The sequence below is a fragment of the Streptomyces sp. NBC_00122 genome (genome assembly GCF_045160845.1).
Classification (GTDB): domain Bacteria; phylum Actinomycetota; class Actinomycetes; order Streptomycetales; family Streptomycetaceae; genus Streptomyces.
In genome coordinates this window covers 2,440,466-2,456,506 of record NZ_CP108191.1, presented here as the reverse complement: position 1 = coordinate 2,456,506, position 16,041 = coordinate 2,440,466, and the positions used below count along the sequence as shown (strand labels likewise).

Sequence of the window (16,041 nt, the reverse complement as noted above, 5' to 3'; positions counted from 1 at the left end):
GACGCCGTTCCATCGTCCCGCCGGATACACGGCATGTCGAATCGGGGGAACGGCGAGAGGACGTGCCGGCCCCCGCGCGTGCGCAGCGGTTGCGAATCGTTTCGTGCGGGAACACGTCGGAGGGGAAATCACGGTGGGCGGTGAACCGGCGGAGCCGGAAGAGCCCCGCGTGCGTCCCGTAAAGGGGGCATGGACGCGTGGAGTTGGCCGGCAACTCCAGGATCCGGACCTGACGTCGCCTCTGCTCGGCCCTGCCCCGGTGACGCCCGCCGACGACCCACGACGACCACGACGACCGCGACAACCACGACGGCCCCGGCGCTCACCGAGCGCCGGGGCCGTCGTTCTCGCTGCTACACCCAGGTGTCCAGCCACATGCGGGCCCGCCAGGAGTCCATCGGGATGCTCTGGCCCGTGTAGATCGGCCAGAAGTAGATGAAGTTCCACACGATCAGCAGGACCAGCACCCCCGCCCCGATCGCGCCCAGCGTCCGGCGTCTCTCGGTCGAACCCGCCGGACCGAGCAGCGCGCCGATCATCATCGCCACCGCCAGGCACAGGTACGGCACGAAGACCACGGCGTAGAAGAAGAAGATGGTCCGCTCCTGGTAGTTGAACCAGGGCAGCAGGCCCGCGCCCAGCGCGCACGCGATCGCGCCCGCCCGCCAGTCGCGGCGGAAGAACCACCGCCACAGCACGTACAGCAGCGCGAAGCAGCCCGCCCACCACAGCAGCGGTGTGCCCAGGGCCAGTACCTCGCGGGCGCACTTGCCGGCCTCCGTCGCCGGGCAGCCGTCGGTGCCCGGCTCGGGGGACTCGTAGAAGTACGACACGGGCCGGCCCAGGACCAGCCAGCTCCACGGGTTCGACTCGTAGGTGTGCCCCGACGTCAGACCGACGTGGAACTTGTACACCTCGGTCTCGTAGTGCCACAGGCTGCGCACCCACTCCGGCAGGAACGACAGCGCACTGCCCTGGTCGTTCTTGGCGGCCCAGTCGCGCAGATAGCCGCCCTTGCCGTTGTCCGGGCTGAAGATCCAGCCCGACCACGAGGCCAGGTACGTCACGATCGCCACCGGCACGGTGGACACGAAGGCCGGCAGCGCGTCGCGGCGCAGCATCGCCGCGTACGGGGCGCCCGCGCCCGCGGTGCGCCGCGCGGCCGCGTCCCACAGCACCGTGAGGACGCCGAAGAAGGCCAGCACGACGAAGCCGTTCCACTTCGTGCCCGCGGCCAGGCCCAGGCAGACCCCGGCCAGGATCCGGTACGGGCGCCAGCCCAGCCGCAGCGTCTCGGCGATCTTCGTGTCGGGCCGCGTCCGGCCTCCCCCAGCCCCAGGGGGCTGGGAGGCACCCCCACCGTCGTCCAGCGGGAGCGCGTCCGCGAGTCGGGCGCGGGACTTGTCCCGGTCGATGAGCAGCGCCCCGAAGGCGGCGAGCACGAAGAACATCAGCACCAGGTCGAGCAGCGCGGTGCGGCTCATCACCAGGTGCAGGCCGTCCACCGCCAGCAGCGCGCCCGCCAGGCAGCCCAGGAACGTCGAGCGGAAGAGGCGCCGCCCGATCCGGCACAGCATCAGCACCGACAGGGTGCCGAGCACGGCGGTCATGAACCGCCAGCCGAAGGGGGTGAAGCCGAACATCCACTCGCCGAGCCCGATGACCCACTTGCCGACGGGCGGGTGCACGACGTAGCCCGGGTCCAGCGGGAGGGCGACCCCGTCCGGATTGGCGAGGATCGACTTGTCGATGTCCTTGGGCCAGCTCGCCTCGTAGCCCTGCTTGATCGTGGCCCAGGCGTCCTTGGCGTAGTACGTCTCGTCGAATATCACCGCCTTGGGGCTGCCCAGGTGCACGAACCGCAGCCAACCCGCGACCAGCGCCACCAGCAGCGGCCCCGCCCACGACATGATGCGCTGCCACGTGCCCCACACCTGCTGCGGCAGGCCGAAGGTCAGCCACAACTGCGGGGACGGCTGGGCGTACGGCGGCACCAGGCGGGTGCGGACGTCCGTGCGCCGCGCCGCGGCGCCGGGCGGCGCGTAGCCGAAGGCGCGCAGGCGGCGCAGCCAGGTGGGCGGCTCTTCTTCGCGTCCCGCCGACAGGGCGGGAGGGGCCCCCGCGGGGCTGGGCGGCGGCGTCGCGGTCTTGGTCACCGGGCCATCGTAGGGAAAGGATCTGTGAGTGCCCCAGTGGCGGGGAGGGTCGGGGTGCGGGGCTGAGAGGATGGACGGGTGACGACTGACCAGCCCCTCGGCTCCGAAACCCCCGCCTCCGCCGCCGACGCGACGGGCACGCTCGTGCTCGCGGGCACCCCCATCGGCGATCTCGCGGACGCCCCGCCGCGGCTCGCGGCCGAGCTGGAGCGCGCCGACGTGATCGCCGCCGAGGACACCCGGCGGCTGCGCCGGCTGACCCAGGGGCTCGGCGTGCACACCACCGGGCGCGTCCTGTCGTACTTCGAGGGCAACGAGTCGGCGCGCACCCCGGAGCTGGTCGAGGCCCTGGCCCGCGGGGCGCGGGTGCTGCTGGTGACCGACGCGGGGATGCCCTCGGTCTCCGACCCCGGCTACCGGCTGGTCGCCGCCGCCGTGGAGAAGGACATCAAGGTCACCGCGGTCCCCGGGCCGTCCGCGGTGCTCACCGCGCTGGCCATGTCCGGGCTTCCGGTGGACCGGTTCTGCTTCGAGGGGTTCCTGCCGCGCAAGGCGGGCGAGCGCCTCGGCCGACTGCGCGAGGTGGAGGGCGAGCGGCGCACGCTCGTCTACTTCGAGGCCCCGCACCGGCTCGACGACACCCTGGCCGCGATGGCCGAGGTCTTCGGCGCCGAGCGCCGCGCCGCCGTGTGCCGCGAGCTGACCAAGACCTACGAGGAGGTCAAGCGCGGCGGGCTCGGCGAGCTGGCGGCCTGGGCCGCCGAGGGCGTCCGCGGGGAGATCACCGTCGTCGTCGAGGGCGCCCCGGCGGCCGCCCCCGGAGATGTGGACGACGAGGAGCTGGTGCGCCGGGTGAAGGTGCGCGAGGAGGCGGGGGAGCGGCGCAAGGAGGCCATCGCGGCGGTCGCCGCCGAGGCAGGGCTACCCAAGCGCGAGGTGTTCGACGCGGTGGTCGCGGCAAAGAATGCGGCACAAAAGATGCCGTAGGTCGGTAAAGAGCTAACCTGAAAAGCAAAGCTCAGACCGCGCACCGGGCGCTTTGGGGCATGAGTCGCCCAAAGACCGTCCAACAGTAGACAGGGCCTGATGCGCTCCCGCCCGAAGAGGCGTCCACTGGCAATGGCACCAGTGGAACAAGAGGAGCTGGCATGAGTGAGATCGCTGACACCCCGGTACCTGTTTCCGTACCCATCGAGACGGCCGCCGGCGTGCACACCGTGCGCGAGGCGTACTCCTTCGCCTGCATGAGGTGCGGCTACGGCTGGGAGCAGGCGTACGCGATAGAACACCACGTCGACGGCAAGGGCCAGCCGTTCATCATGTACACGGTCAACAGCGAGCGGGTGCCCTCCCCGCTGTCCAACCCGACCTGCCTGAACTGCGGCGGACACGTCGTACGGATCATGCGCGCGGGCCAGGTCTCCTCGGTGCTCGGCACGATCGACCGGATCTACCACCACCAGATCGCGCCCGGGATCGCCGGGCCCGTCCCCGCGGGCGCGGACGTCCCCCGTACCCCGAAGGCGCGCAGGGCGCCCCGGCACCACGACGCCCCCGGACCCGTCGCCATCGACGAGCCCGAGAAGCGCGGGGGCCTGATCTCCCGTCTGCTGGGGCTCTTCCGCCGGTCATAAGATCGGCCGTATGAGCTCTTCCTCTGCTTCGAAGGACGCACCGCCGCCGCTGCCCGAACCCCTGCGGGTGGCGGTCGCGGACTCGCACACCCACCTGGACATGCAGTCCGGCACCGTCGAGGAGGGCCTCGCGAAGGCCGCCTCGGTGGGCGTCACCACGGTCGTCCAGGTGGGCTGCGACGTGAAGGGCTCCCGGTGGGCCGCAGAGACGGCCGCCGCGTACGAGAACGTCCACGCGGCCGTGGCCCTCCACCCGAACGAAGCGCCCCGGATCGTGCTCGGCGATCCCGACGGCTGGTCGCGCCAGGGAGCCCGGACCGGCGGCGGCGAGGCGGCGCTGGACGACGCGCTCGCCGAGATCGAGGCCCTCGCCGCGCTCGACCACGTCAAGGCCGTCGGTGAGACCGGGCTGGACTACTTCCGCACCGGACCGGAGGGCATGGCCGCGCAGGAGCGTTCCTTCCGCGCCCATATCGAGATCGCCAAGCGGCAGGGCAAGGCACTGGTCATCCACGACCGCGAGGCCCACGCGGACGTGCTGCGCGTGCTGCGCGAGGAGGGCGCGCCCGAGCGCACCGTGTTCCACTGCTACTCCGGGGACGCCGAGATGGCCCGGGAGTGCGCCGCCGCCGGGTACTACATGTCCTTCGCCGGCACGGTCACCTTCAAGAACGCGGCGCCGCTGCGCGAGGCCCTGGCCGTGGCCCCGCTGGAACTGGTCCTCGTCGAGACGGACGCGCCGTACCTGACCCCGGCCCCGTACCGCGGACGGCCCAACGCGCCCTACCTCATTCCGCTGACCGTACGGGCCATGGCGGCGGTCCGCGGCCTCGACGAGGACGCGATGGCCACCGCCCTGGCCGCCAACACGGCTCGCGCCTTCGCCTACTGAGCCCCTCCGCGACACCTCGTCAATCCGACACGCTGTGTAGCCGTCCGACTTTGTTGGGTGATGTCCGCTCCGCTATCGTGCCGTGCCCGAACCATGAGGGTCCGGACCAGTGGAGCGAGCTTCGTGAGCGATACACAGGGCAGTCACCGCCGCAGCGGTCCCGTCCCGGAGGCGTACGAGGCCGATCCCACGGCCCGAACAGCCCGGCCGGCCGGACCGGGGGACCCCGACCCCGCAGTTCCCGCGCCGCGCGACGGCGACCGGCGGGCGGGCCGCCGCCGGGCCCGCGGCCGCTCGGCCCCGTCCGCCCGGCCGGACGCCGGGGATCCGGACACCCCATGGCCCGACGCGGCCCCCGCACCCGGCCCGGGCCGCCGCCGGGCCCCGGGGCCGACGCCCGGCGCCGACACGGCCGTCGCCGCCGGCACGGGGGGCTCGGGCCGCCGGGCCCGTGGCCGTGCCACCACCGACGAGCCCCCGGCGGGCACCGGCCGGCGCCGCGGCCCCGGAGAACCGCTCGGGCCCGACCCCGTGCCCGCCACGGCGGGCACCGGCCGGCGCCGCGCGGCGGCTCCCGCGGCCGCGGGAGCCGCCACCGGCAGCGGCCACCGCTCCCGCGGCCGGTCCGCCGGGCCCGGACTCCTCACCCTGGAGATCCCCGGCGGGGACTGGCGGCGGATCGTGCCCCAGGCGCTGGTCGTCGCCTTCCTCGCAGGCGGCACCACCGCCTTCGTCGCCGCCGACAAGTCGGTACGGCTCACCGTGGACGGCGTCCCCCGCACCCTGCACACCTTCGCCGACGACGTCGACGAACTGCTGGCCGCCGAAGGCCTCGGCACCGGACCCCACGACCTCGTCGCCCCCGCCCCCGGCGAACCCCTCGAAGACGGCGAGCAGGTCGTCGTCCGCTACGGCCGCCCCCTGCTCCTCACCCTCGACGGGCAGCAGCGCCAGATGTGGACCACCGCCCGCACCGTCGAGGGCGCACTGCGCCAGTTCGGCATCCGCGCCGAGGGCGCCTACCTCTCCGCCCCCCGCACCGCCCCCGTCCCACGCGCCGGCCTGACCCTCAGCGTCCGCACCGAACGCAGCGTCACCTTCATGGCCGACGGCCGCGAACGCACCATCCGCACCAACGCCTCCACCGTCCAGGAGGCCCTCGACCAGGCCGGAATCACCCTGCACGGCCAGGACACCACCTCCGTGCCCCCCACCGCCTTCCCGCGCGACGGCCAGACCGTCACCGTGCTGCGCATCACCGGCACCCGAGAGGTCCGCGAGGAGCGCATCCCGTACGCGACGGAGCGGACCGAGGACGACACCCTCTTCGCCGGGACCGAGGTCGTCGAGCGGGCCGGCCGGCCCGGGGCGCGCCGGGTCACCTACAGCCTGCGCACCGTCAACGGCGTCCGGCAGAAGCCCCGCCCCATCGCGGAGGAGACCGTCCGCGAACCCGTCACCCAGCTCGTCAGGGTCGGCACGCAGCCGCTGCCGGCCTCCGTCTCCGGCGCCGACGACCTCAACTGGGAAGCCCTCGCCCAGTGCGAGTCCGGCGGCCGCCCGACCGCCACCGACGCCTCGGGCACCTACGGCGGCCTCTACCAGTTCGACGTCCACACCTGGCACGCCCTCGGCGGCAGCGGCCGCCCCCAGGACGCCTCGGGCGCCGAGCAGACCTACCGGGCCAAGAAGCTCTACGTGCAGCGGGGGGCGAGTCCGTGGCCGCACTGCGGCCGTACGCTTAGCCGGTGAGCACCGCAGAGCAGCAGCCCAACGAGAACCCTTCTGACGCCCTCCTCGGCCCCGCCGACATCCGGGAACTGGCCGCCGCCCTCGGCGTACGCCCGACGAAGCAGAAGGGCCAGAACTTCGTCATCGACGCCAACACGGTGCGCCGGATCGTGCGCACCGCCGAGGTGCGGCCGGACGACGTCGTCGTCGAGGTCGGTCCCGGGCTGGGCTCGCTGACGCTCGCGCTGCTGGAGGCCGCCGACCGGGTCACCGCCGTCGAGATCGACGACATCCTGGCGGCGGCGCTGCCCGCGACCATCGAGGCCCGGATGCCCGGGCGCAAGGACCGCTTCGCGCTGGTCCACTCCGACGCCATGCTGGTGACCGAACTGCCCGGCCCGGCGCCGACCGCGCTCGTCGCGAACCTGCCGTACAACGTGGCCGTGCCCGTCCTGCTCACCATGCTCGACCGCTTCCCGAGCATCGAACGGACCCTGGTGATGGTGCAGGCCGAGGTCGCCGACCGGCTCGCCGCCGAGCCGGGCAACAAGGTGTACGGGGTCCCCTCCGTCAAGGCCAACTGGTACGCACACGTCAAGCGCGCCGGATCCATCGGCCGCAAGGTCTTCTGGCCCGCGCCGAACGTCGACTCCGGCCTCGTCTCGCTGGTGCGGCGCGCCGAGCCGATCAAGACCACCGCCACGAAGGCCGAGGTCTTCGCGGTCGTGGACGCGGCCTTCGCGCAGCGCCGCAAGACCCTGCGCGCGGCCCTGGCCGGCTGGGCCGGCTCGGCGGCCGGGGCCGAGGCCGCGCTCGTCGCCGCGGGTGTCTCGCCGCAGGCCCGCGGCGAATCGCTGACGGTGGAGGAGTTCGCCGCGATCGCCGAGAACAAGCCCGCGGCGGAGAGGCCCGCGCTGTGAGCTCCCGCACGAGCGTGACCGTACGGGTCCCCGCGAAGGTCAACGTGCAGCTGGCGGTGGGCGCGGCCCGCCCCGACGGCTTCCACGACCTCGCCAACGTCTTCCTCGCCGTCTCCCTCTTCGACGAGGTCACGGCGACGGCGGCCGACGGACTGACCGTGACCTGCGCCGGCCCCGACGCCGACCAGGTCCCCCTGGACCGCACCAACCTCGCCGCGCGCGCCGCCGAGATCCTGGCGGCCCGGGCCGGCATCGACCCCGCCGTCCACCTCCACATCGCGAAGAACATCCCGGTCGCGGGCGGCATGGCGGGCGGCAGCGCGGACGGCGCCGCGGCCCTGCTGGCCTGCGACGCCCTGTGGGGTCTGGGCACCCCGCGCGCCGAACTGCTCGACATCTGCGCCCAGCTGGGCAGCGACGTCCCCTTCAGCCTCGTCGGCGGCGCCGCACTCGGCACCGGGCGCGGCGAGCTGCTGACGCCGGTCGACGCGGGGTCGTTCCACTGGGTGTTCGCGGTGGCCGACGGGGGCCTGTCCACCCCGGCGGTGTTCCGCGAGTTCGACCGCCTCACCGCCGGTACGAGGATCCCCGAGCCCGAGGCCTCACCGGCCCTGCTCGCGGCCCTGGCCTCGGGAGACCCGGACGCGCTGGCCCCCGTACTGGCGAACGACCTCCAGCGGGCGGCCCTGTCGCTGCGCCCGCAGCTGGCCGGGACGCTGGCCGCGGGCACGGAGGCCGGGGCGCTGGCCGCACTGGTCTCCGGATCGGGCCCGACGACGGCCTTCCTGGTCCGCGACCCGGAATCCGCCGAGAAGGTGGCCGCGGCCCTCGAAGCCTCGGGCACGTGCCGCACCACCCGCGTGGCGTCCTCCCCGTCGCCGGGAGCCACGGTCCTGCCGGCCTGATCTGCGGGCCGACCGCCGGGGCTCCGCCCCGGACCCCCCTCCGGCGGGGCAGCCGGGTACTCAGGCGGGAGTTGAGTATCCGCGCCCTGTCGGGAGGCCCCCGTCGGCGGCGACCGTGAGGCCATGACAGTCAGCGCACGCGACATGGCCGCCGCCACCCCTGCCACGCGGGACCGGTACGTCGACCTCCTGCGGGTCGCCTCCCTCGCCACCGTCATCGCCGGGCACTGGCTGATGGCCGCGGTCAGCGGCGACGGCATAGGGAACCTGCTCGCCCTCGTGCCCCCGCTGCAGGTCCTCACCTGGGGGCTCCAGGTCATGCCCGTCTTCTTCTTCGTCGGCGGGTTCTCGCACGCCCTGTCCTACCGCTCCCTGGCCCGCCGGGCCGACGGAGGGCCCGTCTACGCCGCCTTCCTGCGGGCCCGGCTCCAGCGGCTGCTGCGGCCCACCCTCGTCTTCGTCCTCGTCTGGACCGCGGCCGCGTTCGCCGTGCAGCTCGCGGGCCACGGCGCGGGCGGGCTGACCGGGGCCGCGCTGCGGCTGGTCACCCAGCCGCTCTGGTTCATCGGGATCTACCTCGCGATGGTCGCCTTCACCCCGCCGCTGCTGAAGCTGCACGAGCGGTGGGGGTGGGGGGCCTTCGCCGGGCTCCTCGCCGCCGCCGCGCTCGTCGACGTACTGCGCTTCGCGCTCGGGATCCCGTACGTCGAGTTCCTGAACTTCGCCTTCGTCTGGCTCGCCGTCCACCAGCTCGGCTTCCTGCGCGCCGACGGGCGGATCCGCTTCCCCGCCGCCCTGGCCGCAGCCGGGCTCGCCGCGGCCGCGGCGCTGGTCGCCTACGGCCCGTACCCGCTGTCCATGGTCGGGATGCCGGGAGAAAAGGTGTCCAACATGGCACCGCCCACCCTCGCCCTGCTCGCGCACGGCATGTGGCTCGTCGGCGCCGTCCAGCTCCTGGCCCGCCCCGGCACCGCCTGGCTCGCCCGCCCCCGCGTCTGGCGCGGGGTCGTCGCCGCCAACGGGATCGCCATGACCGCCTTCCTCTGGCACCTCACCGCCATGCTCGCCGTGTACGCCGCCCAGCTCGCCCTCGGGATCGGGCTCCCCGCACCGGCCTCCGCCGCCTGGTGGGCCCAGGTCCCGGTCAGGTTCCTCGCCGCCGCGGCGCTGACCGGCGTGCTCGTCGCCCTCTTCCGGCGCTTCGAGGGCCCCGGCCGCGCTGCCGCCGCCCCCGGCAGCGGCCCCCGCGCCGCCGCGGGCATCACCCTGTGCCTGCTCGGCGTCCTGGGCCTGTCCATGACCGGCCTCGGGGGCCTGCTCGACGGCCACAGCGCCGTCCTCGTCGCCCTTCCCGTCACCGCGCCCGCCGCGATCGCCATGGCGCTGGGCGGCTGGGTCCTGGTGGAACGGTCTGCGTCGTCCCGGAGCGTTAGGCTGAGGGGCTGATCCATAAACCCTTCCCTGGAGCGCGTCTGATGGCCGTCAATCTGGTCAATGTCGAGGCAGTCAGCAAGGTGTACGGCACACGTACCCTGCTCGACGGCATCTCCCTCGGCGTGTCCGAGGGGGACCGGATCGGTGTCGTCGGCCGCAACGGCGACGGGAAGACCACCCTCATCCGGATGCTGGCCAAACTGGAGGAGCCCGACAGCGGCCGCGTCACCCAGAACAGCGGCCTGCGCATGGGCGTCCTCACCCAGCACGACTCCCTCGATCCCGCGGCCACCATCCGCCACGAGATCATCCGGGACATGGCCGACCACGAGTGGGCCGGCAACGCCAAGATCCGCGACGTGCTGACCGGCCTGTTCGGCGGACTCGACCTGCCCGGCTTCGGCCAGGGCCTCGACACCGTCATCGGCCCGCTCTCCGGCGGCGAGCGCCGCCGCATCGCGCTCGCCAAGCTGCTCATCGCCGACCAGGACCTCCTCGTACTCGACGAGCCCACCAACCACCTCGACGTCGAGGGCATCGCCTGGCTCGCCCGACACCTCCAGGAACGCCGCTCGGCCCTGGTCTGCGTCACCCACGACCGCTGGTTCCTCGACCAGGTCTGCACCCGCATGTGGGACGTCCAGCGCGGCGACGTGCACGAATACGACGGCGGCTACAGCGACTACGTCTTCGCCCGCGCCGAGCGCGAGCGGATCGCCGCCACCGAGGAGTCCAAGCGGCAGAACCTGATGCGCAAGGAGCTGGCCTGGCTGCGCCGCGGCGCCCCCGCCCGGACCTCCAAGCCCCGCTACCGCATCGAGGCCGCCAACGAGCTCATCGCCGACGTGCCGCCGCCGCGCGACCGCTCGGAACTGATGCGCTTCGCCAACGCCCGCCTCGGCAAGACCGTGTTCGAACTGGAGGACGTCACCGTCCAGGCCGGCCCCAAGACGCTGCTGAAGCACCTCACCTGGCACCTGGGCCCCGGCGACCGCATCGGCCTCGTCGGCGTCAACGGCGCCGGCAAGACCTCCCTGCTGCGCGCCCTGGCCGAGGCCGCCCGCACCCAGGGCGAGACCCAGCCCGCCGCCGGACAGATCGCCGTCGGCAAGACCGTCAAGCTGGCCTACCTCTCCCAGGAGGTCGGCGAACTCGACCCGTCCCTGCGCGTCCTGGAGGCCGTCCAGCGCGTCCGCGACCGCGTCGACCTCGGCCAGGGCCGCGAGATGACGGCGGGCCAGCTGTGCGAGCAGTTCGGCTTCACCAAGGAGAAGCAGTGGACGCCCGTCGGCGACCTCTCCGGCGGCGAGCGGCGCCGACTGCAGATCCTGCGCCTGCTGATGGACGAGCCCAACGTCCTCTTCCTCGACGAGCCCACCAACGACCTCGACATCGAGACCCTGACCCAGCTGGAGGACCTCCTCGACGGCTGGCCCGGATCGATGATCGTGATCTCCCACGACCGGTTCTTCATCGAGCGCACCACCGACACCGTGATGGCGCTGCTCGGCGACGCGAGCCTGCGGATGCTGCCGCGCGGCCTGGACGAGTACCTGGAGCGCCGCCAGCGGATGATCGAGGCGGCCGCCCCGGCGCCCGTCCCGGCCGCGGCCGCCGCGAAGTCCAGCGCCTCCGGGGACTCCCGCGCCGCGAAGAAGGAACTCCAGAAGATCGAGCGGCAGCTGAACAAGCTCTCGGACCGCGAGAGCAGCCTGCACGCCCAGATCGCCGAGCACTCCACCGACTACGACAAGGTGGCCAAGCTCGACGCGGAGCTCCGGGAACTCCTCGCGGACCGCGACGATTTGGAGATGCGCTGGCTGGAGCTGGCCGAGGAGGCGTAGGCCCCGGGCCGCCCCGCGCGGCCAACTGGCCGGATAACGGGGGCGTCACGGGCCGGTCCTCCCTTGGGAACAGGGGGCGGACCGGCCCGGCCCAAGGCCGGTGTGAGTGATAGAAAGGTCATCTTCCACCACCCTGACACCGAAGGTACGCGCTGATGACCGAGCCGCCCCAGCCGCCGAACCAGCCGCCGACTCCTTCCGGTTACGGGCACCTCCCCGGCCCGCCGCAGCCCGGCTACGGCTACCCGCAGCAGGGCGAGAACCCGTACGCCCAGCAGCCGCCCACCGCGCCGCAGCAGGGCGAGAACCCGTACGCCCAGCAGCCGCCCACCGCCCCGCAGCAGCCGGCCTACTACCCGCCGCCGCCCCCCGGCCTGCCGGGAATGCCGCAGCCCTCCTCCGGCATGACGCCGAAGAAGAAGCGAGGCGTCCTGATCGCCGCCTCGGTCGCCGCCGTGCTCGTCGCCGGCACCGTCGCATACGTCGGCTTCCTCAAGGACGACAAGGACCCCAAGCCGCCCGTCGCGCAGGAGTCCACGTCCCCCGACGCCAAGCCCTCCGGCTCCCCTTCCGTCGACAACGGCGACGGCAGCGGCAACGGAGCCGGGGAAGGCGACCTCAACTCCGCCCGCAAGCAGGGCGAGGACAAGGTCCTCTGGCTCAAGACCGCCAAGATCGACGGCCCCGGCGTCGGAGCCGACACCGACGGCCAGTGGGTCGTCGGCGACACCGTCGCCAAGACCGTCTGGAAGAACCTCACCGGCTACGGCGCGGCCGACGGCAAGGAGAAGTGGACGATCTCCTTCCCCGGTGACATCTGCGCCGTCACGGACCAGATGACCGCCGACGGCAAGACCGTCGTCCTGTTCAGGAACGGCGAGAGCGACACCGCCGACTGCAATCAGATGCGCATGGTCGACCTCAAGGCGGGCAAGGAGGGCTGGACGAAGGAAGTGCCCAAGGACGGCATCTTCGACCTCTTCGCCGGTCCCAGCCTGAGCCTTACCGGCGACGCCGTCTCCGTCAACCGGGTCACCCGCGCCAGCGTCTTCAAGGTCAGCACCGGCGACAAGCTCTTCGCGACCCCGTCCGAGGGCTGCATGACCGGCTCCTACCTCGGCGGCAACGGCAAGATGATCGGCATCGCCACCTGCCAGGACGCCGACCGCACCGTCGAGGTCAAGGACGCCGACCCGGCCACCGGCAAGTCGACCTGGTCCTTCAAGCTCCCCAAGGGCTTCAAGGTCTCCAGCGTCTACTCGGTGGACCCGCTCGTCCTCGACATCGGCAACGAGGAGAAGAAGGAACGCTCCATCGTCGTCATCGGACCCGACGGCAAGCAGCGCGCCACCGTCACCGGCGAGGGCAGCTTCGCGAGCGGCTGCAAGAGCTCCTTCAGCCGGTCCCTCCAGGGCTGCGCCGCAGGCCTCGTCGACTCCAACACGCTCTACCTGCCCACGGCGACCGAGGCCGGCACCGGCAACGAGATCGTCGCCTTCGACCTGGCCTCCGGCAAGGCCAAGTGGCGCACCCCGGCTGGCGACAAGCGCACCCTCACCCTCGTCGAGGCCGCGAACGGCCAGCTGATCGCCTACCGCAAGGCGGAGTACGACAAGGGCGGCGAGGTCCTGTCGATCCCGGCCGCGGGCGGCGAGCCCACCGCGCTCCTGCGCCACCCGTCAGGCCCGGCCGCCCCGGTGGAGAGCTCCTTCTACTCCCCGAAGGCCGACTACGTGGACGGGCGGTTCTTCCTCTCCGTCACGCATCTGCTCGCCCGGGGCAAGGACGAGAAGTTCCTGATGGTCTTCGGCAAGTGAACGCGTCCCCGAGCAGTCCACCGAGAGGCAGTAGCGACACATGAGTACCCCGCCGCCCCCCAGCCAGCCGCCGTCCGGCGGCTTCGGAGCGCCGCAGGATCCGCCGCCGGGCGGGTTCGGTCAGCCGCCGGCACCGCCCGTACCGCCGGCGCCCCCGCAGCAGCCACCCGCCGCGTCCCCGCAGCAGCAGCAGCCGGCCGCGCCGCCCGCCGCGCCGCCCGCCGGGCAGCCCGCGTACGGATACCCGCAGCAGCCCGGACCCGGCTACGGCTACCCACAGCAGCCCGGCACCCCGGCGCCCTTCGGACCGCCCACCACGCCCATGCACACCGCCCAGCCCCCGGCGGCAGCCGGCGCGGGCGGCGGCGGCAGCAACGACAAGCGCAACCAGCTGATGATCGTCGGCGCGGCCCTCCTGGCCATCGTCCTCATCGTCGGCGGCGGCCTCTGGTACGTCTCCGGCGACGGCGGCGGCAAGCAGGACACCGCGGACGGCGGTCCCGCCAAACCGGGCGAGGACAAGGGCCAGGCAGGCGCGGGCGGCACCGAGAAGGTGCCCGCCAGCACCAAGTCGAAGGTGCTGGTCAACCAGCCGAGCCCGACGCCGGAGGAGATGGTCCAGGTCGCCGGCTCCTGGCTGACCGACACCACCTACATCAAGTCCGACGTGTCGAAGATCGTCGGCTACAACCTCGTCGACGGCGGCAAGAAGTGGGAGGTGCCCCTCCCGGGAGAAATCTGCGGCGCCACCTCGCACGTCAGCGACAACAAGTCGGCGGTGCTCTTCAGGCCCGCGGCGGCCACGCCGGAGAACAAGTACCCGCCGTGCACCGAGGTCGGCGTCATCGACCTGAACGCCGGCAAGCTCGTCTGGACCGGCAACGCCAAGAGCGCCACCAGCGGCGACAAGCCCGCGTCCTACTACGAGGTCACCCTCAGCGGGCAGACCGTCGCCGCGGGCGGTTCCTCGGGCGGCGCCGCCTGGAACCTCGCCGACGGCAAGTCGCTGTGGGTGCCCAAGACGGACGGTGAAGGCTGCTACGACGCGGGCTACGCCGGCGGCGAGGCCCTCGCCGCCATCCGCAAGTGCGGCCGGAGCCCCAACCAAACCCTGTACGCACAGGTCCTCGACCCGGCCACCGGCGCCCCGCAGTCCTCGTACAAGCTCTCCGCGGGCATCGAGAACGCCGGCATCGTCTCCACCAAGCCCCTGATCGTCTCCGCCGACGTCGGCAAGACCGCCAAGAACGCCAGCGGCGTCAGCGACCTCTTCGTCGTCGACCCGGCGGGCCAGCTGAAGGCGCGCATCTCGCTCTCTTCCGGCAACTTCGGCGGTGACTGCGGCACCGAGGTCGAGACGTGCACCAGCTTCGTCGTCGGCAACGGCAAGCTCTACCTGCCCTCGTACGAGCACCAGGGCCAGGACCCCTACGCCAAGACCAACGAGCTGCTCTCCTTCGACCTGGAGACCGGTAAGCAGACCAGCGACCGCGCCGACGCGGGCGAGCGGTACCAGCTGTACCCGCTGCGCATGGACGGGTCGAACATCATCGTCTACAAGGACCCCCCGTACGACAAGGGCGGCCAGATCGTCAGCATCGACGGCAAGACGATGAAGGAAACCGTCCTGATGGAGAACCCGTCGGACAAGGTGACCCAGCGCATCGAGACGGCCTACCTGCCCGACCACCACGAGTACCGCTACCACAACGGCAAGCTCTTCATCGCGCGTACGACGGTCAAGAAGCCGTACTCCGCCACGTCCGACCCGGAGTACATCTTCACCGCCTTCACCGCGAGCTGACCGGCCCCGCGTCCACGAAGCCCCCGGAAGGTCCGCCTTCCGGGGGCTTCTGCGCGGTAACACCCGCGCGCCGTCGAACAAGCGTGTAGCTTGCCGGGGCAGAAGGGTGGGGGGTGGGTGCCGCAATGGGCGTACGGGTCGTCGTGGTCGACGAGCACCGGCTGCTGGCCGAGGCGCTCGCCTCTGCCCTGAAACTGCGGGGACACCGGGTGCTCGCCGCCGCCGCCCCGGCCGCGGGAGCCGCCGAACTGGTCGTCGGCCGCGCCCCGGAGGTCTGCCTCTTCGGCACCGCCACCCCCGCCGAGCCGGGCGTGTTCGAGCCCGTCGTCCGCATCAGGCGGGAGCGCCCGCAGATCGCCGTCGTCGTCCTCGGCCCAGTGCCCAGCCCGCGCGGGATCGCGGCCGCCTTCGCCGCCGGCGCCTCGGGGTACGTACGCCACGACGAGCGCATCGAGGGCGTGGAGCGGGCGCTGGCCAAGGCCAGGGCGGGCGAGGTGGCGATCGCCCCGCAGCTGCTGCACGGAGCCTTCGCGGAGCTCCTCAACCCCGCGGCCCAGCCCGACGACGAGGGCAGCCGGCTGCTGCGGCTGCTCACCCCGCGCGAGGTGGAGGTGCTGGTCCGGGTCGCCGAGGGCGAGGACACGCGTCTCATCGCGGCGGGCATGGCCATCGCGCCGAGCACCGCCCGTACCCACGTACAGCGGGTGCTGATGAAGCTGGGCGTGGGCTCCCGGCTGGAGGCCGCCGCGCTGGCCGCCCGTACCGGTCTGCTGGACCGGGCGGTGCCGGCGGCGCCGCCCGCTGCCGTCCAGGCCTGACGGGGGCCGATTTCCCCGCGGGCGCCCTCATCGGGTAAGCCAGTGTCTGCATGCGCAGACACCCGGCGCGTGGTCCCCCGCGAGAG

The 16,041-nt window shown here is 73.0% G+C and carries 12 protein-coding genes; 11 read left to right on the top strand and 1 reads right to left on the bottom strand.

Annotated features, from left to right (window positions below; all coding sequences use genetic code 11):
* Positions 1–353 precede the first annotated feature (353 nt).
* Positions 354–2,156, bottom strand: coding sequence for a dolichyl-phosphate-mannose--protein mannosyltransferase (locus OG737_RS11485; RefSeq protein WP_405679799.1), 1,803 nt, complete (start codon positions 2,154–2,156; stop codon positions 354–356).
* A 78-nt stretch (positions 2,157–2,234) separates the two neighbouring features.
* Between OG737_RS11485 and rsmI the strand changes: the two genes are divergently transcribed.
* The 11 genes from rsmI (at position 2,235) to OG737_RS11430 (ending at position 15,955) form a co-directional block, all read left to right on the top strand.
* On the top strand, positions 2,235–3,143 hold the full coding sequence (gene rsmI, locus OG737_RS11480; protein WP_328926092.1) for a 16S rRNA (cytidine(1402)-2'-O)-methyltransferase: 909 nt from the start codon (positions 2,235–2,237) through the stop codon (positions 3,141–3,143).
* Between the two features lie 161 nt (positions 3,144–3,304).
* Complete coding sequence (locus OG737_RS11475; protein WP_405679800.1) at positions 3,305–3,790, top strand: hypothetical protein; 486 nt, start codon at positions 3,305–3,307, stop codon at positions 3,788–3,790.
* A gap of 10 nt (positions 3,791–3,800) precedes the next feature.
* The gene (locus OG737_RS11470) at positions 3,801–4,682 is read left to right on the top strand and encodes a TatD family hydrolase (protein ID WP_328926091.1); all 882 of its coding nucleotides are present in this window, start codon (positions 3,801–3,803) and stop codon (positions 4,680–4,682) included.
* A 531-nt stretch (positions 4,683–5,213) separates the two neighbouring features.
* On the top strand, positions 5,214–6,434 hold the full coding sequence (locus tag OG737_RS11465) for a ubiquitin-like domain-containing protein (protein WP_328930298.1): 1,221 nt from the start codon (positions 5,214–5,216) through the stop codon (positions 6,432–6,434).
* Positions 6,431–7,333 (top strand): 16S rRNA (adenine(1518)-N(6)/adenine(1519)-N(6))-dimethyltransferase RsmA, encoded by a 903-nt coding sequence (gene rsmA / locus OG737_RS11460; protein WP_328926090.1) that lies wholly within the window; start codon positions 6,431–6,433, stop codon positions 7,331–7,333. The genes OG737_RS11465 and rsmA overlap by 4 nt, the downstream gene beginning before the upstream one ends.
* Complete coding sequence (locus OG737_RS11455; protein WP_328926089.1) at positions 7,330–8,238, top strand: 4-(cytidine 5'-diphospho)-2-C-methyl-D-erythritol kinase; 909 nt, start codon at positions 7,330–7,332, stop codon at positions 8,236–8,238. Before rsmA ends, OG737_RS11455 begins: the two co-directional genes overlap by 4 nt.
* Positions 8,239–8,361: 123 nt before the next feature.
* Positions 8,362–9,684, top strand: coding sequence for an acyltransferase family protein (locus OG737_RS11450; RefSeq protein WP_405921486.1), 1,323 nt, complete (start codon positions 8,362–8,364; stop codon positions 9,682–9,684).
* Between the two features lie 29 nt (positions 9,685–9,713).
* Positions 9,714–11,516: an ABC-F family ATP-binding cassette domain-containing protein gene (locus OG737_RS11445; RefSeq protein ID WP_328926087.1), complete on the top strand. Its 1,803-nt coding sequence runs from the start codon at positions 9,714–9,716 to the stop codon at positions 11,514–11,516.
* A 155-nt stretch (positions 11,517–11,671) separates the two neighbouring features.
* Positions 11,672–13,333, top strand: coding sequence for a PQQ-binding-like beta-propeller repeat protein (locus OG737_RS11440; protein ID WP_328926086.1), 1,662 nt, complete (start codon positions 11,672–11,674; stop codon positions 13,331–13,333).
* Between the two features lie 40 nt (positions 13,334–13,373).
* Entirely contained in the window at positions 13,374–15,137 is a 1,764-nt protein-coding gene (locus OG737_RS11435) for a PQQ-binding-like beta-propeller repeat protein (RefSeq protein WP_405921485.1), read from the top strand.
* A gap of 125 nt (positions 15,138–15,262) precedes the next feature.
* Positions 15,263–15,955: a LuxR C-terminal-related transcriptional regulator gene (locus OG737_RS11430; RefSeq protein WP_328930297.1), complete on the top strand. Its 693-nt coding sequence runs from the start codon at positions 15,263–15,265 to the stop codon at positions 15,953–15,955.
* Positions 15,956–16,041 lie beyond the last annotated feature (86 nt).